We start from the raw sequence: 20,404 nt of genomic DNA, 5'->3' as shown, positions 1-20,404 counted from the left end.
GGTGTGGCAACTGCCCACGACCACGGCACCCACCCCGCCCACGACCTCCACTCCTCCGCCGGTGTCCGCCCCCGTCGATGCCCGCTGCTACTACCGGTTGACGACCCTGTGGCAGGGCGATGGCATGTCGCTGGACATCATCGGGGACGGCAAGGCCAACAACACCCCCATCCTCGCCACGACGGCCAGATACACGGGGCAGCTGTGGAAACTGACTCCGGAGGCCAACGGCTTCTACCGACTGACGACCCAGTGGCGTGGGACCAGCCTGTCCCTGGCCAACACCGCCGGCAATCGCCCCCTCCTCGTCAAATCGGCGGCTGTTCCGGAGCAGCGATGGAAGCTGACTCCGGAGCCCAACGGCATCTACAGGCTGACGACCCAGGCGCAGGGCGACGCGCTGTCGCTCGACATCGTCAATGACAGCAGGGCCAACAACATCCCCATCCTCGCCAAGACAAGCTGCAATGACTCGGGGCAGCTGTGGAAGCTGACCCCCGAGCGCCCTGTCGAGGATGAGCCGTGAGCGAGGGGCGGCTTGCTGCCCGCCTTCGCTCTCCGCCTGCACGGGGCCATTCCTGGCCGCGCCTCCCCGGATGTCTGGCTAGAGCTCGTTCAGGATGAGCAGGCCGCGCGACGAATCGATGATGTACACGGAGCCATCTCCGGGTACTCGGATGCCGATGGCGCCCTCGAAAACGATGGTGCGCCCGGCGAAGGTGCCCGCTCTCCGGCCCGTTTCCGTTTTTGGGTGGCGTCACGCGAGGTCGCGGATGACGGTTCGCATGGGGCGATGACCTGCTCTTCCGCATTGCCGCCCTGCGCCATCAAGTCTCGGTTGTACGGGCAATCCACGATGCACCGTCAGCCACCCGACACTTGCTTGTCCTTTTGGGCATACCCGCAGTGTGTGGTTCTTCACGGTTTCACTACCGTGTCCTCGCCGTGCCGGTCGGCGCCAGTCCTGGCGCTGGCCGCAGCAAACGCAGCCGAGGAGAACCTGTCATGACGACGATGAAGAAGTGGTGTCTCTCAGTCCTGGCTCCCGCGGTGCTTTCGTTCGGGTGCCTCGACGGTCCCGCGGTAGGTCCCACGGAGACGGCTCCCGAGGAGGTCCTCGAGGGGACGGTGTCGCAGGGCCTGGCGACCTTCACCGGCACCGTGCTCGACCCCAGCGGTCAGCCGATTGCCGGCGCCACGGTGGTCATCAACGGCATCAACCGGACCACCGACACGGCCGGCAAGTACTTCGTGTCCGTCAACAGCACGACGGGCTACATCATCAGCGTGAGCAAGTCGGGCTTCGCGCCGATGACCGACTACCTGAGCGCGGGCCTGCTCAACAACACCCACGTCCTGCCGCGCGCGCCCATCCGGCAGTTCAGCGCGACGCAGGCCATCACCATCGAGGCCGGTGACCTGTCCGTGGTCATCCCCGCGGGCTCCCTGTTCAACGCCGCGGGCCAGCCGGTGACGGGCACGGTGCTCGTCTCCGCCGCCACCTACGGTCCGCGCGGCATGCCGGGTGACTTCACGGCGGTGAACCAGGGCGGCAGGCAGGTCGCGCTCGAGTCCGTGGGCGCCTTCTTCATCGGCGCGACGACGCTCGACGGCCAGCCGGTGAACCTCGGCAAGGACCGGACCGCCGAGGTCACCCTCCGCGTTCCGCAGGCCGCCGGAGGCCGCATGCCTCCCTGTGTGCTCAATGGCACCTGCCGCGCGGCTGGGTGGCGCTTCGATGCGACCATCAACCGCTGGGTGGAGCAGCGCGCCAACTTCCGCCCGAACAGCGCTGGCAGCACCTTCACGCTCATCGGCGGGCCGGCGTCCACGCCCAGCTCGGTCGTCCCCTCCAACGGCGGCCTCGGCACCTGGAACATCGACCTGGAGTTCACCAACCCCGCCTGCACCATCGTCGAGTTCGTGGGCTTCCCCGCGTACTGCTACGACATCAAGCTCAACCTCGCGATGCAGAACGCGGGCAACACCTTCGTCCCCTTCACGGACACGGTGACGCCGGCCATCCCGTTCGTCGTCCTCTACAACAACCGTCCGAACGTGGACCAGGAAGTCGGCGTCGAGTTCCCGCTCGGTGCGCCCGCGGACTGTGCCGCCAACATGACCATCTTCTCCAACCCCAACCCGACGGACCCGTCCACCTATCCCATCTACACGCCGACGGGCGGCTTCACCCAGTTCAACTCGGGCGCGCCCTGGGGCGGCACGGGCTTCCCCAAGTCGACTGTCAGCCCCTTCGGCGACATCACCCTGGCGGACATCGTGAACAACACCCAGCCGTGCAACTCCACGGTGACGTTCGTCTACAACCCGTAGGCCGGGCCTGAAACCCCGGCGCGGCCTTGAGTGGGCCGCGCCGGGACTCACCGGATGAATCAGGTCGGCGTGGTGCAGGTGCAGGTGCTCGCGGGCGCGTAGCAGGCGTTGCTGCTGGCCGGGACGATGGAGTAGCAGTGCGAGCGTCCCGCCATCACCTCCGTGTCCGTGTACGTGGTGCCAGTGACGGTGGCGACCTTCGCCTTGCCGTAGTTGCACGCGGCGAAGCCGTCCGACTTCATCACCCAGTACTCGGTGGCTCCGGCCACCGCGCTCCAGGACAGGTTCGCCTGGCCAACGCCCGGCGTCACGGTGAGCGCGGGCGCCGCCGTGGGTCCACCCGCGCAACCCGCGTTGATGCGGGCCGGCGAGGAGCAGGCGATGTTGTGGCGAGCGAAGGCGGCATAGATGGCCGTCATGTGCGGCGTGCCGTCGATGAGGTTGCCGTTGTCATCGTCCGCCGCCAGCCACTGCATGTAGCCGTTGGTGGCGCCACAGCCGCTGGACGTGCCGAGCGTACAGTCACAGGCGTGCCAGATGCCGATGTTGCCGCTGCCCTGGTAGAACAGCTTGTTGCCCATGGTGTTGGCCGTGTTCGCATCGTAGCTGAAGGGGGCCGCGCGCAAGTCGCGGGCGACGAGGTCCCACGCCGCCTGACGGACGGGAGAGGCCGCGCAGTGGACCTGCCTGCCGCAGGGGCCACCGCCGCCGCCGCACCGACCACAGACGAAGTTCTGCGGCGTGGCGGGCGTGTTGGGCACCTGGGCCGCCCAGTCCGCGTCACGCACGCCCGAGCAGCGGCTGGCGCACCAGGGCGCTCCCGTCTGCGCCTCGTTCACGTTGTAGCCCGTGCCGTCCGGCGTCATGCCGCAGCCCTGGTCGACGGTCTGGAAGAAGCCGTGGCCCACGCACGAGGTCGGCAGGCGGTAGATGGCCGCGATGTCCGCGTAGGCCTCGCTGGAGTTGCTCAGCGTGCCGGCGACGTCGTTGTCGTCCATGCCATGGCCCCACTCGTGGTCGAACACGGCGGCGATTTCGCCCGTGTTCCGGCACCCGCCGCCGCTGCGGAAGAAGTTGACCGTGGACCCCGTCCAGAACGCGTTGCAGGTGCTGACGATGTTCATGTTGGAGGTGAGCTGGCCGTTGAGCCACACGTTGGTGGGCAGCCAGCCTCGGGCAATCTGGGCAATCCGGTTCAGCTCGTAGAAGGAGCTGCGCGACGCGGAGGTGTTGCCAGCGGAGAAGCCCGGCGTGGTGCAGTCGTGCTGCCCGGTGACGCCGCCCAGGTCGATGGTGCCCGGGGCGGAGGCGGTGACGGGGCCGCAGTTGTCCTGGATGCGGATGTACTTGCCGTTGAGGGTCGTGGTGGTGGTGCCCGTCGTGTAGTTGAAGACGCCCGCGCTGTCCGTGTAGTCGTCCGGCCCCGGGAAGCCGGTGTCGGCCCACGGCATGGGCGTGTTGGCGAAGCTCACCCCGCACGTCGCCGTCGCGGTGCAGGTGTCCGTGTTGGTCAACAGATAGGCGCCGCCCTTGATGGTCTGGTCGAAGTAGTGGTTGTCGTCCTCGAGCGACAGCACCTCGCCGCGGGTGGCATCCACCGTGACCTTCCAGCGCTCGTGCTCACCGGGCTGCTGGAAGCCGTAGCTCCACACGAGCTGGTGTCCGTAGGCCGCGCCGAAGCCCGCGCCCTGGCGGGCCACGGGGACGATTTCCAGCGTGGGGGCCTTCCAGAGCGTGGAGGGGCTCTCATAGAGGCCGAAGCGCTCGTAGCCCGCGACCATGGCCTGGTCCGCGGCCAGCAGGGGCAGGGGAGAGATGTCCACGTTGGCCCAGGACTCGGTGCCCAGCAGCACCAGGTTGCCGTGGCTGATGGTGGCCGCCATGCGTCCGTAGCGGACCGGGATGCCCTTGAGCTGCTGGGGGATGGAGACCTGCCACAGGTGCTCGGCGATCTGCTCGACGCGGGGCTCTCCCAACTGGAGCACGTCCACGCCGATGGCGGCCTGGTTGGCCTCGATGAACTGGAGGACCAGGTCCCCGACGACGGCCGCGTCCACCCGCGCGACGGCTCGACCCAGCTGGTTGCGGACGGAGTCCAGCGTGAGCTTGTTGCCCGCACCGGTGCCCGGGATGAGGGGGACCGAGCCCATGAGGTTCGCGGCCGTGCCCGTCTGGGCATCGACGTAGACCTGGAAGCCGCGGCCGTTGCGCGCGAAGAAGTCATCCCACGCGCTGGCGCCCGAGCGGCTCAGCTTCGGCAGCGCCTCCTCGAGCGGCACCTGTCCGCTGGGGATGGTGAGCTCGGGCTTGAAGAAGGCCTGGCTCGCCAGCGAACCCGGCGCGGAAGGCGCTTCTGGCTTGAACGCCCACGCGGGCGCCGCCAGCAGGGCGGTAAGGCAGACAGCGGACTTCAAGACATGGTGCATGGAATGGCTCCCTCGGCAGTGAATGACTGTCTGGAACGGGGGATGACGGAGGCCCGGGAGGGCGCCAGAAATCCCCGAGTTCCTTATATTTTACACTTCACTGAGGGTGTGCCCCGGAGGGCGTGAGGAGTGTTGGCCTGCGGACACTCCTGGCGCGGCGGCGGATGGCAGACGCCATTCTTTGTCGTCTCGGAGACAGGGCAGACGCCGGGGCTTCTTTTCATGAGACGCATTGCGCCGGGGGCCGGGGCCAGGGTGCGTAAGCCCTGGAATTGTCGAGAGATTGGAGCCTGCTTCCAGGTCCGGTTAACCTCCAGGGCCGCACTTCACCGCTCAGGGAGCCGGTCCGACATGTCCGAGCAGAAGCCCCGCCTCACGCGTCCCGTGGAGAATGTCCGCGCCGAGCTGCTCGCGGACCCAGACACCCAGCGCATCGCCAAGTCGGTGGGCATGGAGCTGGCCGCCTACGTGGAGCTGGTGCTCGACTATGCCCAGCACCCGGAGAAGGAGCCGGTGCTGCAGGTCGTCCCGGACGAGGCGCTGCGGGCCGCCGGGTATGATCCACCCTCCATCCAGGAGGTGGGGGAGTTCTTCAAGAGCGCGGCGCGAGGGGAGCTGGGCCTGGGCCCACCGGCCTCCTACTCCACGGGCTTCGAGGCGACCCAGGCCGCCTCCCAGAACAAGCCCTCCCTGCGGGGCGACGAGAACCAGACGCGGGTCGAGGTCGACGAGGCCACCAGCCAGGCCCTCCTCAAGAACCTGCCCCGGGGGCCTGATCGCCTTTGAGGGGCCGGACGCAACTCCGCCGGGTAGTCCCCGATAATCAGGCAAACCTACATTTCACGAGGAAATCCCATGTCCGTCGGCGGCTCCAGTGGCGCGGGTGGTAGCAGCGGTGCGAACAGCGCGAGCAACTCCGCGAGCAACGCGGCGAGCAAGGCCGCCGACGCGGCGAGCAAGGCCGCGAACAGCATCAGCAACGCACTGGGTGGGCTCGGCAAGGCATTGGGGGGGCTGGGTGGACTGGCCAGTAGCCTGGGCGGGTTGGCCAAGGGGCTCAGCGACGCCGTCGGCAAGGTCTCCGAGGCGCTCGGCAAGATTTCCGGTCTGCTCGAGAAGGGCCTCAGCGCCATCACCGGTCCTCTCAAGGACATCGTCGGCAAGGCGCTGGACTCCCTGCCGTTCGGCATTGGCCAGCTGGCGAAGCCGTTCGCCGACAAGTTCATCGACAACGGGCTGTCCATGGTGGCCGGTGGCCCGCTGGCGGGCGTGAGCAGCATGATCGGCCAGGCGCAGAACGTGGGCAAGCTGGCGGACACCGTGGAGACGGTCCGCAATGCGGCCACCGCCGTGGGCGACATCGCGCAGGGCAAGTTCAACGCCCAGCAGCTCGCCGCCTTCGCGCAGTCGCAGCTGCTGCGCGGCGGTCAGTAGTCCTCGCTGGGAGCCTTTGAGGCTCCCGTGTCACCGCCCCGGTGTTCCATGCTCACGGCATGGGACCCGGGGCTTTTTCGTGGGCTCGCGTTCACGAGAAGTCAGATGTTTTGGGATGGCTTTGGTCGCCGAGGCAGTGGACAGACGCCACTTCCAGGCGCAACGAGGCAAGTCCGATTCGGCGGCAACTTCGTCATCGGGAGTCGGAGAATAGAGAGACAGCAGGTGGCATGCCTCCCCGCTGACCTCCTCCCGCATTGGGGTACTTCATGTCCGTGAGTGGAACGGGTTCATCTCGGAGCAGCTCGGGAAGCATGGCCGCCGGGCGCGCGGCGGACCGGGCGAGCGTGAGTGGGTATTCCGGCGACAGCCGCGCCTCGAACTCGAAGTCAGGTTCGATGGCTTCGGCTCGCGCGGCGGACCGGGCGAGCGTGAGCGGATATTCCGCCGAGAGTCGTTCCCCGAACTCGAAGTCGGGTTCGATGGCTTCGGCTCGAGCGGCGGACCGGGCGAGCGTGAAGGGATACTCCGCCGAGAGCAGCTTCTCACGGTCAGGCTCGATGGCTTCGGCCCGAGCGGCGGACCGGTCGAGCGTGCTCGGCTATACGAGTGGGTCGCTCCGCAAGGGCGCGTCGAACGAAACCGTGGGGGCCTTGCAGGACCGGTTGCGCTCCGCGGGATTCAATCCCGGAAAGACAGACGGGAAGCTCGGCCGCGCCACGGAGAAGGCCGTTCGCGACTTCCAGCGCTCGATGGGGCTCAAGGTGGACGGCGTGGTGGGGCGGCGAACCTTCGAGGCCCTCAACGGCCTTTCAAGCTTCTCGCCGAAGACGACCCGCGCCACGACCACCCAGCCGACGACTGGACGGGCGTTCGAGGGGATGGCTCGGCTCGCGGAACGGCACGGCCTCACCGTCACCTCGACCACGGGAGGAAGGCACAACCCCGGTTCGATGCACTACCAGGGGCGGGCCATCGACGTGCGCACCCGCGGCGTCCCGGCGGCGCGCCTCGAAGCCTTCATGGCCGATGCCCGGGCGCAGGGCTACACCGTGCGCGACGAACGGACACGCCCGAGGGGACAGGCGGTCTGGGGCGGTCCCCACCTCCACATTCAGAGGTAGTTCCACTCAAGCTGCCGCGCTCAAGGATGTTGAGATGGCCCTGGATGCCAATCTCCCCGGGGCGCGGTTGTGCGGGATGACAGGTCAGTCCTTGCACTGTCATCACAGCGGGCAGCCCGAGAGCTGCCCGCCGGAATACCTTCGCGGCTCGCCGTCCAATGGCTTGCGCGAATGTATCCGCTGTCTCCAACGACAACACCGGTAACGAAGCGGCGTTGGCGTCGGATTCAATGACTCACAGCGTGCGGGTGCGCGTCCCCACGGTGGGCTGCACCGTCTTCGAGGGGCTGTTGTCGATGTCGATGATTTCGAGGGCGGGCGTCGCGCCGCCCACCGCGCCATCCAGCCGCGGGAGCTCCGCCGATTCGAGCGTGCGCAGCGTCTCCTTCTTGAGGGTGGGCTTCTTCGAGGGTCGGGTGCTCATGGCTGGGCGCTCCTGGTCCGGGATGAGTGGTCGCACACCGCACGCCCCACGGGTCGCACGGGACATCCAAGCCTAAGTCACGCAAAACAACAGCCTCAAGAAATAACTGCATCGTTGCTGTATAAGGGAATCCGAGGGTTCTTCTCCGACACGACAGCCGCCGTTCACATGCCTCCCCCATCTTCCCCCTCGCCTGACGCGCGTGAGAACCCAGCGGGGCGTACGCGCTCTGGTCGCGCGCCCCCCTTCGTCGCCGCGGACTTCTTCGTCCTGCGCACCCCGTTGCTGCCCTTTGACGCGCTCACGTCGTGGAGCGAGGGACTGGAGGGGCCGGAGGCCGCGCCAGACGCGCTCGAAGCGGCGCTCCAGCGAGACACATCGCGACTGCGTGCACGGCTGCGCCAGTGGGTGGATGACCCGCTCATCCAGGAGTCGCTCTTCATCGCCTCTCCCGCGCTGGTGGAGAGCCTGCACTACTGGCGGGAGAACGCCGACTCCGAGCAGGGCAAGAAGGTCGAGCGGACTCTCGTGCGGTACTTCGCGCGAATGGCCGGGCGCAGCACGCCCTTTGGTTTGTTCGCGGGGCTCTCCATGGGGCGGCCGGGAACAGCGACACGGCTGCGCCTCTCGCCGCGCGAGGACCTGCGTCGCCACACCCGCCTGGACATGGACTACGTCTGCGCGCTCGTGGAGAAGGTGCGGCAGGAGCCTGGAGTCCGAGACCAGCTCTCGTACGTCCCCAACTCCAGCCTGTACCTGGCCGCGGGGCGGCTGCGTTACATGGAGATGCGGCACACCGGACGCGAGCGCACCTACCATCTGGTGGCGGTGGAGCCCTCGTCGTACCTGGACTCCACGCTGGCGCGAGCCCGTGGCGGCGCGTCCCTGGAAGTGCTCGCGGAAGCGCTCACCCGGGATGACGCCGACGTCGGACTGGAAGACGCCCGTGCCTTCATCGTGGAGCTCATCGAGTCCCAGGTACTCGTCCCCACCTGGGCTCCGCCGCTCACCGGGCCGGAGCCCATCCCCGCGCTGCTGGAGGCATCCGAGGGCTTGTCCGCGCTGACGCCCACGCGCACGAAGCTGGCCGCCGCGCACGAGGCACTGAGCCGCATCGATGCCGCGCGTCCCGGTGTTCCCGTCGAGGCCTACCGCGACGTGGCCCGCATGCTCGAAGGACTGCCCGTGCCCGCGGAGCTGCCGCGCCTCTTCCAGGTGGACATGCTCCGTCCCGCCGAGGAGGCCACGCTCTCTCCTCGCGTGGTGGAGGCGTGCCAGGGTGCCATCGAGGCGCTCCACCGCATCTCCGTGAACAGCGGCGTGGCCACGCCCCTAACGAGCTTCCAGCAACGCTTCGTGGCGCGGTACGAGACGCGCGCCGTGCCGCTGCTGGAGGCACTCGACGAGGAGACCGGCATCGGCTTCGCGGCGGACGGCGGCACGAGCAGTGGCACCGGCCCGCTGCTCCAGGGCTTCGCCTTCCCGCTCCAGGATGGCGACGGGCGCTTTCCTGGCGGTGCGCGCTGGCGCCACCTGTTGACCCGGCTGGAGTCCTGTTGGCGTGAGCAATCCCAGGAGCTGGTCCTCACCGAGGACGACCTCCGCGCCCTGGAGTCCAGGGACGTGCCGCCGCTGCCGGAGGCCTTCTCCATCGTCGCGACGGTGGTGGGTGCCAGCACCGAGCAGGTGGACAACGGGGACTACCAGCTCGTCCTGGAGAGTCTCTCCGGTCCCTCGGGCGCGGTGATGGTCGGGCGGTTCTGCCACGCGGACCCGGCGCTGGAGACGGCGACGCGTGAGTACCTGCGCGCCGAGGAGGCACTGAGGCCCGAGGCCGTCTTCGCGGAAGTGGTGCATCTGCCGCAGGGCCGCATGGGCAATGTCATCTGCCGCCCCGCGCTGCGCGAGCATGACCTCGTCTTCCTGGGACAGTCCGGTGTGCCCCCGGAGCATCGGCTCGAGCTGTCGGACCTGTGGCTCTCCGTCGAGCAGGGCCGACTGGTGCTCCGCTCCCGCAAGCTGGGGCGGGAAGTCATTCCCCGGATGACCCATGCCCACAACTACTTCTCCCTGGGGCTCGGGGCGTATCGCTTCCTGGGGCAGCTCCAGCAGCAGGGTGTCCAGAGCCTCGCGTTCTCCTGGGGGCCGCTGGCGCAGGCTCCGTTCCTCCCCCGCGTCACGTATGGCCGCGTGGTGCTGGCGCTCGCGCGCTGGCGGGTGAATGCCGACGTACTCAAGGCCTGGGGCACGGCGCAGGGCACCGCGCGCTACCAGGCACTCCAGCGCTTCCGGAAGCAGGCCCGACTGCCGCGCTGGGTCTGTCTCCAGGATGGCGACAACCAGCTCCCCATCGACCTGGACAACGTGCTGAGCGTGGACACGTTCGTCCAGCTCGCGCGCAATCGTCCCTCGGGCGTGACGCTGGAGGAGTTGTTCCCCACGCCCGACGGGCTCTGTGTCACCGGACCGGACGGACGCTACATGCACGAGGTGGTGCTCCCGTTCCGTCGACGCGAGCCCCTGGTTCGAACGCCCCACGCGCCCGCCGTCGCCACCGCGTCCGTGCCACGCACCTTTCCGCCCGGCTCCGAATGGCTCTACGCGAAGCTCTACACCGGCACGGCCACCGCGGACCGGTTGCTCACGCTGACGCTCGCGCCGGTTCTCCGGAAGCTCACCGAGACGGGCGCTGTCTCCCACTGGTTCTTCCTGCGCTACGGCGACCCGGACTGGCACCTGCGCCTGCGGCTGCATGGCGCTCCGCAGCGGCTCTACGCGGAGGCGCTGCCCGTGTTGCAGTCGGCGTGTGCGAACGTGCTGGCCTCGGGCGAAGGCTGGAAGCTCCAGCTCGACACATACGAGCGCGAGGTGGAGCGCTACGGTGGCCCCACGGGAATCTCGCTGTCCGAGCAACTCTTCGCGGCGGACAGCGAGGCCGTGTTGTCCCTGCTGGAAACCCACCCTGGAGACGAGGGGGCCAGCCTGCGCTGGCGACTGGCGCTGCTGGGCATGGACAGGCTGCTGGAAGGGCTTGGCCTGTCGCTGGAGCAGAAGCTGGCCGTGGCGAGTCGCTGCCGCAAGGGGTTCGGCGCGGAGTTCCGCGTCAACGCGCGCTTCGAGGACCAGCTCAGCCAGCGCTTCCGACAGGAGCGTCGGGAGCTGGAGCGGATGCTCGACGCGTCTCCGGAGGACGAGGGCCCGTGGAAGGCGGGGCTCGACATCCTGGCGCGGCGCGGAGCCCTGCTGAGGCCCCTCGCGGAGCAACTCCACGCGGCCGAGCGCGAAGGCCAGCTCACGCTTCCCGTGGCGGGACTGGCCGAGAGCTTCCTGCACATGCACGTCAACAGACTGCTGGCGAGCGACCAGCGAGCCCAGGAACTCATCCTCTACGACTTCCTGGCCCGGCTCTATCGCTCGCGGCTGGCGAGGCCGCTCAAGGGGATCGCATGAGGCTGCTCGCGCACGGCCGGGATGGTGAGCCAACAAGCAGTCGTCCCTGTTGGTCGGCTCCGGCGCATTCGCTATCGTCCCGAGCCGTCGGCCCGAGGCTGCATCCATGAGTGAGCAACCGCATCAGTCGTCCCTCTTCCGACAGGAAGCGCTCGACCACTACGCACGCCCCGAGGTTCGGGGAACCCTGCTCCGGGTCGACCCGTTCTGGGCGCGCGTCACGTACTGGCTCATCCTGGTGCTGGCGCTCATCCTCGGCGTGGGCCTCTCCGTCGTGGAGATCAACGACTACGCGACGGGGCCCGTGCTCATCCAGGTCCGGGGCCTGGAGGATTTGACTGTCACGTCCGCGGGGCGGGTCAGCAAGGTGCTGGTGAAGCGCGGGCAGTACGTCCAGGTGGGCCAGCCGCTGGTGGAGCTGCACTCGCCCCTGGAAGAGGCCGAGCGAAGCCGCATGACGCAGGAGTTCCGCTCGCAGCTGGCCGCGGGCCTGATGAACCCGCTCGACGCCAGCTCGCGCCAGGCCCTCTCCGCACTGCGCAGCCAGGTGGACTCGAGCGAGGCGCGGCTGTCGGAGCGCGTGCTCCGGGCCTCCGTCAGCGGTCGCATCTACGACGTCCGCGTGCGGGAGAACCAGTACCTGAGCGCGGGGCAGGCGGTGGCCTCCATCCTCCAGGACGGCTCGGAGGCCTTCGCGCTCGCGCTCGTGCCGGGGCAGTACCGGCCGATGCTGGAGCCCGGTCAGCAGATTCGCATGGAGGTGTCTGGCTTTCCGTACGTGTACCAGTACTTCCAGGTGACGTCCGTCAGCGACGAGCTGGTGGGGCCCGCCGAGGTGCGGCGCTACCTGGGGCCTGGCCTGGGAGACGCGCTGTCGCTGCAAGGCCCGCATGTGGCGGTGGAGGGCCGGCTGCCGGGTGCGACGTTCGACGTCGATGGACGCAGCTACTCGTATTACACCGGCATGCCCGGCGTGGCCTGGGTGCGCGTGCGTGCGCGCAACGGCTGGCTGACGCTGCTGCCCGTGCTCGAGCTCCTCGGAAGACCGCGTGGCTGAAGAAGACGACAAGGCAGGCTCTCTCTTCGACCGCTTCCCCGCGCTGGGCCGCATTGGCGAGCACCTGCGGCGCAAGCGTGTCCCCTTCGTGGCGCAGCTGACGGCCACGGATTGCGGCGCCGCGAGTCTGGCCATGGTGCTGGGCTACTGGGGTCGACGCATCGACCTGGACGAGGTCCACACCGCCACGGGCCTGTCGCTGCGAGGCGTCAGCGCGCTGGCCCTGCTCGAAGCCGGCCAGCGCTTCGGGCTGGTGGGCCGGGCCGCGCGGGTGGACATCGACGAGCTGCATCTGCTGGAGCCCGCCACCATCCTCCACTGGGAGTTCCGCCACTTTGTCGTCTTCGAGCGGCTGACCTCCAAGGGCGTGGAGTTGGTGGACCCCGGCTTCGGCCGCCGCGTCGTTCCGATGGAGCAGTTCCGCAAGTCTTTCACGGGCATCGCGCTGCTCTTCGAGCCGTCGGAGACCTTCGAGACGGGGGGCACGGCGCCCGGCCCTCGCCGCTACCTGCGGCTGCTCACCGAGCGCGGCACCACGCTCCGGCGGGTGGTGGTGATGTCGGTGCTCTTGCAGTTGTTCGCGCTCGCGCTGCCCTCGCTCACCGGCGCGGTGGTGGACCGGGTGGTCCCCAGCGGAGACACCACGCTCCTGGCCATCCTCGCCGGGGGCATGGGGCTGCTGGTTGTCTTCCAGTTCGTCTCCTCGCTCGTGCGCGCGCACCTCTTGTTGCACCTGCGCACGTATCTGGATGCACGGATGACGGTGGGCTTCCTGGACCACCTGGTGCGGCTGCCGTTCTCCTTCCTGCAACTGCGCTCGACTGGCGACCTGATGAGCCGGCTGAACAGCAACGCCACGGTGCGTGAGCTGCTCACGTCGGGGGCGCTGTCCGCGGTGCTGGATGGCTCGCTCGTCGTCGTCTACCTGGTGCTGCTGTTCTTCGGCAGCTGGCAGCTCGCCTTGCTCGTGCTGGGACTGGCGCTATTGCAGGTGCTCGTCTTCCTCTTCGCGCGAAAGCGCCAGCGCGAGCTGATGTCGCGCAGCCTCGAGGTGAACGCCAGCTCGCAGAACTACGAGGTGGAGCTGTTCAACGGGATGCAGACGCTCAAGGCCATGGGCCTGGAGGACCGGGCCGTGCAGCACTGGTCCAACCTCTACGTCGACGTGCTCAACGTCTCGTTGGACCGGGGGCGGCTGTCCGCGCTGACCGATTCGCTCACGTCCACGCTGCGCATGGCCTCACCGCTGGCGACGCTGGCCGTGGGCACGTGGCTGGTGCTGGACCAGCGGCAGCTCTCGCTGGGAGAGATGCTGGCCATCAATGCCCTGGCGGGGAACTTCCTGACGCCCATCTCCAGCCTGGTGGCCACCGCGTTCCAGTTGCAGTTGGTGGGCAGCTATCTGGACCGGGTGGACGACATCCTCCAGGCCCGCCCCGAGCAGACCGACGACACGCCTCGCCGCTCGCACACGCTGCGGGGTGGCATCCAGGTGTCTCACGTGTCCTTCCAGTACGGCAGTCGCTCCACGCCGGTGCTCCAGGACGTCAGCGTGGACATCCGGCCCGGCCAATTCGTGGCAATCGTGGGCCGCTCGGGCGCGGGCAAGTCCACGCTGGCCAACCTGTTGCTCGGGCTGTACCTGCCGACGCAAGGTGACATCCGTTACGACGGCATCTCCCTGCGGGAGTTGGACCTGAGGGCCGTGCGGCGGCAGATGGGCGCGGTGCTCCAGAACCCCGCGCTCTTCCAGGGCGACATCCGGAAGAACATCGCCTACTCCGACCCCACGTTGCCCCTGGAGAAGGTGCTCGAGGCGGCCCGTCGTGCGCAGATTCACGACGAGGTCATGGCCATGCCCATGAAGTACGAGACGGTCCTCAGTGACATGGGGCAATCGCTCTCCGGTGGGCAGCGACAGCGGCTCGCGCTGGCACGTTCCCTGGTGCATGGCCCGGCCATCCTCCTCCTGGACGAGGCCACCAACGCGCTGGACACGAAGACGGAGCGGGCGGTCCAGGACGCCATCGCGGAGCTGAACTGCACGCGCGTCGTCATTGCCCACCGGCTGAGCACCATCCGGGAAGCGGACCTCATCCTCGTCATGGAGCAGGGCCGGCTGGTGGAGCAGGGGACACATGACGAGCTGATGGCCCAGCGCGGGCACTACCATGAGCTGGTCGCGCAGCAGGACCGCGCCGCGCAGCAGAAGCTCGTGGGCTGACGGACGCCCTCAGGGCGCGCGCTTGGAGACCGGTGGAGGGGCCAGCTCCACCTCGGCCAGCAGGCCCGTGGCGAGCTGCTCGCGCATCGCGCCGTCGATGAGCAGCCGGGCCTCGGCCTTCTGGTGCCGCGAGGACGGGTCCACCTCGGGCGCGAGGCTTTCTACCTGCGCTTTCAGCGTCACCCTCAGGGCGGGCAGGCGCACCTGGATGAGCGTGCCCGCGCGCACCGTGGGCGCGATGTGTTCCGGGACAGCGAAGCGCAACTTCAGCTCCTCGCTGACGAGCCGGAGGATGGGCGTCGCGCGGCCCACGAGGCCCCCGGGCACTTGATACAGCTCGGTGATGCGACCCGCGAAGGGCGCGCGAATCCGGGCTGTCTCCAGATTGCGGCTCGCGGAGTCGAGCAGGGCCTTGGCTTCCGCGCCGCGCGCCTGCGCCAGCTCCACGTTCACCTTCGCCAGGGCCACTTCGGTCTCCGCGGTCTCCACGGCTTCGGCGGCGGTGAACTGGCGGATGCTCTGCTCTCGCTTCAGCCGCTGCTGTGCCTGCAGCAACAGCAGCTCGGTGCGGCTCACCTCGGCCTGGGTGGCCTGGAGCTGGGCCTGCCGCGCGGCGGTCTCCAGTTGGAGGGGCTCCAGCTCCAGTTGCGCGACGACCTGCCCGGAGGTGACGCGTTCACCCAGTCGCGCCTTGAGCAACTGCAGCCGGCCCTCTTGTTGCGAGGTCAGGTCCAGCGTGTAGCTGGCCACCACCACGCCCACGAGGGAGTCCGAGGAGAACGCGGGACGCGATGCGGGGGCGCCCTCGGCGGGTGGCTCCGCATGGGCCAGCGGGCCACCGAGCAGGACGGCCCCTACCACGAGCCAGCGACTCGAACGCCGCGAGGTGCTTGCGGAAGCCTCGCGAGTCACGCGGCAGGCTCTTCGGTGAAGGTGACTCGGACGTCCATGCTGACCACGACGTTACACCGGGACCGTCTGCCTCCGAAATGGCTCCCATCCTCATCAGGGTGGCCTCGCCCCACTCAAGGGTGAAGGAACGGGGTGGCCTCTCGCCCGTGCGCAGCAGGCTGCACAGGCGCGTGCCCGCGTCTGCGCAACGGTGGCCATGCCCCCCGCGAGAGACGTGCGGCGCGTTCCTTGCTGATGCTCCCGCCCATGGGCAACGGCACCCATGCGTCTCCACTCATGCGCACCTTCTACGTCGCGGGGATGACGCTCCTCATGGGGTTTTTCGGCTTCGCGATTCCATTGGTGTTCGGCATGTACCTCGACAGCCTGTCGACCGGCGACCATGGCGGGCTCAACTCCCTCTGTACCGCCCTGGGTGGCATCGCGGGCATCGGCGTGGGATTGGTGGCGATGCTGATCACCCTGGCGGTGATGTCGAGACGTCGTTGAAAGGCGCATCGCACCATCGCCCGACTCGATGATGCGCGACGGTGTCGACGGTGATGTTTGTCGGAAGCGCGCCAGACACCGGACCCGCAATGAATTGTCATGCAGCGTGATACATGTCGGCGACACATCCCATGCCGCTGTCCCGCGCCTCGCGTTGAAATCGAGCACGGGGAGCGATGTGTCGTTGTGTGTCGTGAGCCGTACCGGGAGTGTCACCCGTCGCCCCGTGAGCCAGGGCCTCTGGTAGCGTGCGCGATACATGGTTCCGACGCTCGTGACTCCTCTTCCCGAACCGGCTGAGCCGGACCTGTCTATCGCCTTCGAGCGCAACCTCGTCAACGAGCAGATTCGGGTGGCGCGGCGCCTGGGGGCGCTGCGCTTCGTCGGTGTGCTCGCCTGGCTCTGCCTGAGCGTGGGCCTTGCGTGGCCCGCGTCCCCGGTGGCGCTGGGCGGATATCTGGTGCTCGCGGGTGCGCTCTGGGCGGTGGCGGGAGGGGTCGCCCGCTGGTGCCGGTTCGCGGGCATGGCCGTGGCGCTGGTGGACGCGCCCATGGTCTTCTTCCAGCAGTACGTCACCCTCCAGGCCGGAGTGCCCGCCGACCTCGTGGGACCCATGTCCTGCGGGGTGTATTGCGTGCTCCTCGCGTTGTCGGTGCTGTCGCTGGACGTGGGCACCGTCGCGCTCTGCGCGGTGATGAGCATGGGCTTCACGGTCACCCTGATGAAGCTGGGCGAGCCTGGCGCGTGGAATCTCGCCCCCGTGCTCGTCGTCATCCTCGGCGTCACGGCCCTGACGCTCGGCTACGCCACGCACCGCATTCAACGCCTGCTGCACGGCATCTCCCGCGAGCAGGCCCGGCTCGAGCGGCTGGGGCGCTACTTCTCCCCCGAGGTGGCTCGCCACATCGCGGAGCGGGGCACGGGACTGGCGAATGGCCAGCATCGCGAGGTGACGCTGCTGTTCTCCGACATCCGAGACTTCACCTCCATGTCCGAGCAGATGGACAGCCCCCGGGTGGTGGCGCTGCTCAACGAGTACCTGTCGCGCATGGTGGAGGTGGTGTTCCGCCATGGCGGGACGCTCGACAAGTTCATCGGCGACGGCATCCTCGCGTACTTCGGCGCGCCTCTGGACCACCCGGAGCATGCGCGCGCGGCGGTGGCGTGCGGGCTGGAGATGCTCGACGCGCTGACAGCGCTCAATGAGGAGCGCGTGGCGCGGGGCGAGGAGCCGCTGCGCATCGGCATTGGCATCCACACTGGCCGCGTCGTCGTGGGGGACGTGGGAAGCACCCAGCGGCGTGAGTACACGGTGATTGGCGACGCGGTGAACCTGGCCAGCCGCATCGAAGGGCTCACCAAGCAGGTGGGAACGCCGCTGCTCGTGTCCGCGACCACGCGCGCCAACGCGGGAGAGACCTTCACCTGGTCCCCCGCGACCCCGGTGGCGGTGAAGGGAAAGAGCGAGCCGGTGGCCACCTTCGTGCCCGGCGTGGGCATCGCGCTCCTCGCGGGGCCTGTCGGGGCACGGGTCGTCACTCCACACGGTTGAGTGAAACCTCGGCTCCGCCGTCGCCTCTTTCCACGTCGGTCCGTGGCGCACCCGGGGCTCGCGCTAGCGGGAGTCTTCCGGCGCGCCCGCGAGGGACTCGGGCGCTTCGAGCTGGACGGCGGGCCCCATCCAACCAATCGAGGAGTAGGGAAGGACTTCCTCGGGGCCCGGCCCGATGCGGCCCTGGGTGCGGAGGCGGACCCCTTTCCCGGTGACCTCCAACAGGGTCGCGAGGTCCGTGACGAGGCCGTGGTAGCCGAACCGCACCAGCATCACCTGACCGATATAGGGGGTGAGGTTGTCGCGGCAAAGGTCGGGGCCCCGCGTGAAGACGGGCTGGGCCTGGTAGTGATTGGTGGGGAGTTCGCCGGGCGGAGGAGTCGGGTGCTTCACCGCATGTGCCCTGGCGCCGTCCTCCAGTCGCGTGTGCCGCGTCCCCAGGGCCCAACTCCAGGGCCAGGCATATTGCCCGGCGACGGCGAACATCAGCCGGCGTTCAAGCTTCTCGAGCAGTCCAGGAGGGCAGGAGACGGTGCCGTCCGACCGCACGTGGGTGAAGGCCCAGCCTCGCTCCGTCGGGAGGAACTGCCCTGGCTTCTCTGGCCAGGGACACCAGGACGCGGGTGGGGGCAGACGGCCCGCTTCGAGGTCGAACGAGGCCTGCGTCCTCAGCTCTCCGTTGGATGCGCTCCAGAACGCGAGCGCGGAGGGACCGATGCCCACGAGCGTGTCGTCGCCTCCCCAGAGCAGTCCCTGGAGGCCCTTGACGGCGGTGAGCCGGCGCAGGCGGCGGGGCTTCCGCCCGATGGCCCATAGCTCGACGCCACCGTCAGTGGTCAGGCACGCGGCCACGGTGCCATCGGGGGACCAGGCCCAACGGTGGGTGTCGGTCTGGTCACTGGGGTGAGCGAGCGCGGAGAGCTTCAGCCGACACAGGAAGGCTTCGTCCTCGAAGATGCAGACGGTGGGATGGACATAGTCATCCATGAGCACCGCCAGGCGTCGTCCATCGGAGGACCAGACGACCTCGCTGATACCGACATGAGGCTGCTTGCCGGGGATGCGTTCGACGAGCGTGGCGAGGTGCTCGCCGGTGTGCCCATCGATGAGCTCGAGCCGTTGGTCGTCATGGACCAGGCGCGCACCGTCGGGTGAAAACGCGATGGGTGGTTTCACGCCTCCGAGCTGGAACTGGCTCGTGCCGCTCGCGACGTCGGTGGACGACGCGCCGCCCGTGCCGACGTAATCGAAGGCCTCCTCGTCCCAATCGCCTCCCGGCGTAAAACGGTAGCCATGAACGCGGGAGCCATCGCGGCTCCAGCGAACCCACGTGTCCGGGTTCGGGCGGTCGCGAGGCGGGACTGGCGGTGGCGGGCACCACCGCACGTCCGCGCAGTCGTCGTTGAGCGAAGCACCTTCCCGGAATGGGACGATACAGCCGAGTCCGTTCTCCGGGCCGGGGGTGGAGATGAACAGGCGCGTCTCATCGGGCGACCAGCACCAGGCGGGAAGGTGTCCGAGGTTCTTCACGTCCTCGGGGCGCTTGACGTAGCGGGGATCCGGCGAGCCCCAGCGCCGGGTGACGTCGACCTTGAAGGACGGAGGGCCCTCGGAGAAGGGGCGCAGCGCGCCGATGACGACGTCATTGAAGACGACGCCGAGCCACTGGCCCGACGGAGACCACTGGATGCAGGAGGACACCCTGCGACTCGCCACGCCCTTGTCGAAGCCGTGGCTGGCGACGACTCGGCCCGTCGCCAACTCCCAGATGCGCACGTCGCCCCCGAAGAAGCCGAACCAGGCGTCGACGCGGAGGCTGGCGACGGCCAGATGCCTTCCGGAAGGGCTCAACGCGAAGGAACTCTGGGCGCCCGAGGAGTGCGGCGTCTCCACGAGCCGCGCGCCCATATCCAGGACGCGCTCGGAGACCCACCGGTGGAGGTCCGTGACGCCCCTTCGGCCCTGGAGTCGCCGCAGCCGCGCCCGCAGGGAAGGCAGGTCCCTGTGGGCCTCGAAGTGGCTGAAGTCAGCCTGCTTCAGCAGCGACTCGAGGGCCTCGTCGGAGGAGTGGTTCAGGGCGTGGAGGTCGATGAAGGGGCCTGGCATGGAGTGGATTGTCAGGGCGCGGCGGCCGCGCTCCGGTCCTCGACAGGAAGAACGGGGCTGCTCACGCGGGGTCGCGCGACATCGCCCCAAGTCGACGAGGCGCTCACACCGCCGTCCAGCCTCCGTCCACGTCGAGCACCATGCCGGTGGCGTAGGCGCACGTCGCCAGGAACCAGGCCGCGTCGGCCATGTCCCGAGGGACACCGGGCCGCTTCATCGGGACGTTGCTCGCGAGCGTGTCCAGGAACGCGCCCACCTGCGAGGCGGGCACGCCCCAGTCGATGGCGGTGTCGCGCGTGAGGCCCGGAGACAGGACGTTTACCCGGATGCCCTTGGGCGCGAGCTCGATGGCGAGCGAGCGGCCCATGGCGTTGATGGCGCCGCACAGGCCCGCGCCGCCCGCGTAGTTGGCGAGCGCCGCGTGGCCCGCGATGCCCGAGCACAACACGATGGCGCTGCCTTCGGCCATCTTCGGGACGGCGTAGCGACATGCGGAGAGCTGGCCGAAGAAGCGGTCATTGAAGAGGGCCCGCCAGGCGCTCATCGGCACCGTCTCCACGGGACCGAACACCGCGCCGCCCGCGCACGTCACCAGCAGGTCCACGCGTGGCACGGAGTCGATGAGCCGCTGCACCTGCGCTTCGTCACCGACGTCCGTCACCACGCCCCGGGCGCCATGCCCGATTCGCGCGAGGGCTTCGTCCATGCGCCCCTTGTTCCGTCCCGCGATGACGACCTCGGCCCCTTCAATGGCATATCGCTCGGCGATGGCCAGTCCAATGCCTGTGCTGCCACCCGTGATGATTGCGAGCTTCCCATCCAATGCGCCCATGGCTGCCTCCAGTCGAAAGGGGCTCCACGTCCACTGCCGC

General features: G+C 68.8%; 15 protein-coding genes. 10 read left to right on the top strand and 5 right to left on the bottom strand.

What is annotated here, in order from left to right:
- On the top strand, nucleotides 1-526 hold a 526-nt coding region (locus HR086_RS05505; protein ID WP_174465057.1), incomplete at its 5' end, for an RICIN domain-containing protein.
- 479 nt (nucleotides 527-1,005) lie between these two features.
- Nucleotides 1,006-2,334, top strand: coding sequence for a carboxypeptidase-like regulatory domain-containing protein (locus tag HR086_RS05500; protein WP_174465056.1), 1,329 nt, complete (start codon nucleotides 1,006-1,008; stop codon nucleotides 2,332-2,334).
- Nucleotides 2,335-2,393: 59 nt separating this feature from the next.
- Here HR086_RS05500 and HR086_RS05495 read toward each other — a convergent pair whose 3' ends face one another.
- Nucleotides 2,394-4,760 (bottom strand): hypothetical protein, encoded by a 2,367-nt coding sequence (locus tag HR086_RS05495; RefSeq protein WP_174465055.1) that lies wholly within the window; start codon nucleotides 4,758-4,760, stop codon nucleotides 2,394-2,396.
- Nucleotides 4,761-5,111: 351 nt separating this feature from the next.
- Here HR086_RS05495 and HR086_RS05490 point away from each other — a divergent pair, with 351 nt between their 5' ends.
- The 3 genes from HR086_RS05490 to HR086_RS05480 all read left to right on the top strand — a co-directional run bounded on the left by HR086_RS05490 (nucleotide 5,112) and on the right by HR086_RS05480 (nucleotide 7,318).
- Nucleotides 5,112-5,546, top strand: a complete 435-nt coding sequence (locus HR086_RS05490; RefSeq protein ID WP_141640780.1) for a hypothetical protein — start codon at nucleotides 5,112-5,114, stop codon at nucleotides 5,544-5,546.
- A 69-nt stretch (nucleotides 5,547-5,615) separates the two neighbouring features.
- Nucleotides 5,616-6,194: a hypothetical protein gene (locus HR086_RS05485; RefSeq protein ID WP_174465054.1), complete on the top strand. Its 579-nt coding sequence runs from the start codon at nucleotides 5,616-5,618 to the stop codon at nucleotides 6,192-6,194.
- A gap of 560 nt (nucleotides 6,195-6,754) precedes the next feature.
- The gene (locus tag HR086_RS05480) at nucleotides 6,755-7,318 is read left to right on the top strand and encodes a peptidoglycan-binding protein (protein WP_174457843.1); all 564 of its coding nucleotides are present in this window, start codon (nucleotides 6,755-6,757) and stop codon (nucleotides 7,316-7,318) included.
- A gap of 235 nt (nucleotides 7,319-7,553) precedes the next feature.
- Here the strand turns inward: HR086_RS05480 and HR086_RS05475 are convergent, their stop codons facing one another.
- Nucleotides 7,554-7,742: a hypothetical protein gene (locus tag HR086_RS05475; RefSeq protein WP_174457842.1), complete on the bottom strand. Its 189-nt coding sequence runs from the start codon at nucleotides 7,740-7,742 to the stop codon at nucleotides 7,554-7,556.
- A 168-nt stretch (nucleotides 7,743-7,910) separates the two neighbouring features.
- Between HR086_RS05475 and HR086_RS05470 the strand changes: the two genes are divergently transcribed.
- From HR086_RS05470 to HR086_RS05460, 3 genes are all read left to right on the top strand, one after another.
- Nucleotides 7,911-11,192 (top strand): lantibiotic dehydratase, encoded by a 3,282-nt coding sequence (locus tag HR086_RS05470; RefSeq protein WP_254626193.1) that lies wholly within the window; start codon nucleotides 7,911-7,913, stop codon nucleotides 11,190-11,192.
- 106 nt (nucleotides 11,193-11,298) lie between these two features.
- On the top strand, nucleotides 11,299-12,249 hold the full coding sequence (locus tag HR086_RS05465; protein ID WP_174465053.1) for an efflux RND transporter periplasmic adaptor subunit: 951 nt from the start codon (nucleotides 11,299-11,301) through the stop codon (nucleotides 12,247-12,249).
- Nucleotides 12,242-14,473, top strand: coding sequence for a peptidase domain-containing ABC transporter (locus HR086_RS05460; protein ID WP_174465052.1), 2,232 nt, complete (start codon nucleotides 12,242-12,244; stop codon nucleotides 14,471-14,473). The genes HR086_RS05465 and HR086_RS05460 overlap by 8 nt, the downstream gene beginning before the upstream one ends.
- A 9-nt stretch (nucleotides 14,474-14,482) precedes the next feature.
- Here the strand turns inward: HR086_RS05460 and HR086_RS05455 are convergent, their stop codons facing one another.
- Nucleotides 14,483-15,334: an efflux RND transporter periplasmic adaptor subunit gene (locus tag HR086_RS05455; RefSeq protein ID WP_174465051.1), complete on the bottom strand. Its 852-nt coding sequence runs from the start codon at nucleotides 15,332-15,334 to the stop codon at nucleotides 14,483-14,485.
- A gap of 327 nt (nucleotides 15,335-15,661) precedes the next feature.
- On the opposite strand from HR086_RS05455, the gene HR086_RS05450 reads away from it, so the two are divergent.
- The gene (locus HR086_RS05450; RefSeq protein WP_174465050.1) at nucleotides 15,662-15,874 is read left to right on the top strand and encodes a hypothetical protein; all 213 of its coding nucleotides are present in this window, start codon (nucleotides 15,662-15,664) and stop codon (nucleotides 15,872-15,874) included.
- Nucleotides 15,875-16,133: 259 nt separating this feature from the next.
- A complete protein-coding gene (locus HR086_RS05445; protein ID WP_254626192.1) occupies nucleotides 16,134-17,426 on the top strand; it encodes an adenylate/guanylate cyclase domain-containing protein in 1,293 nt (430 codons plus the stop codon).
- Between the two features lie 63 nt (nucleotides 17,427-17,489).
- Here the strand turns inward: HR086_RS05445 and HR086_RS05440 are convergent, their stop codons facing one another.
- Both HR086_RS05440 and HR086_RS05435 read right to left on the bottom strand, forming a co-directional pair.
- A complete protein-coding gene (locus tag HR086_RS05440) occupies nucleotides 17,490-19,532 on the bottom strand; it encodes a WD40 repeat domain-containing protein (RefSeq protein ID WP_174465049.1) in 2,043 nt (680 codons plus the stop codon).
- A 103-nt stretch (nucleotides 19,533-19,635) separates the two neighbouring features.
- Nucleotides 19,636-20,364, bottom strand: a complete 729-nt coding sequence (locus tag HR086_RS05435; protein ID WP_141640795.1) for an SDR family NAD(P)-dependent oxidoreductase — start codon at nucleotides 20,362-20,364, stop codon at nucleotides 19,636-19,638.
- Between the last annotated feature and the right edge of the window lie 40 nt (nucleotides 20,365-20,404).

It is taken from the genome of Myxococcus sp. CA039A (assembly GCF_013336645.1).
Lineage (GTDB): Bacteria > Myxococcota > Myxococcia > Myxococcales > Myxococcaceae > Myxococcus > Myxococcus llanfairpwllgwyngyllgogerychwyrndrobwllllantysiliogogogochensis.
Note: the sequence above shows the minus strand (reverse complement) of the source record. Positions and strands in the feature narration are given on the sequence as shown.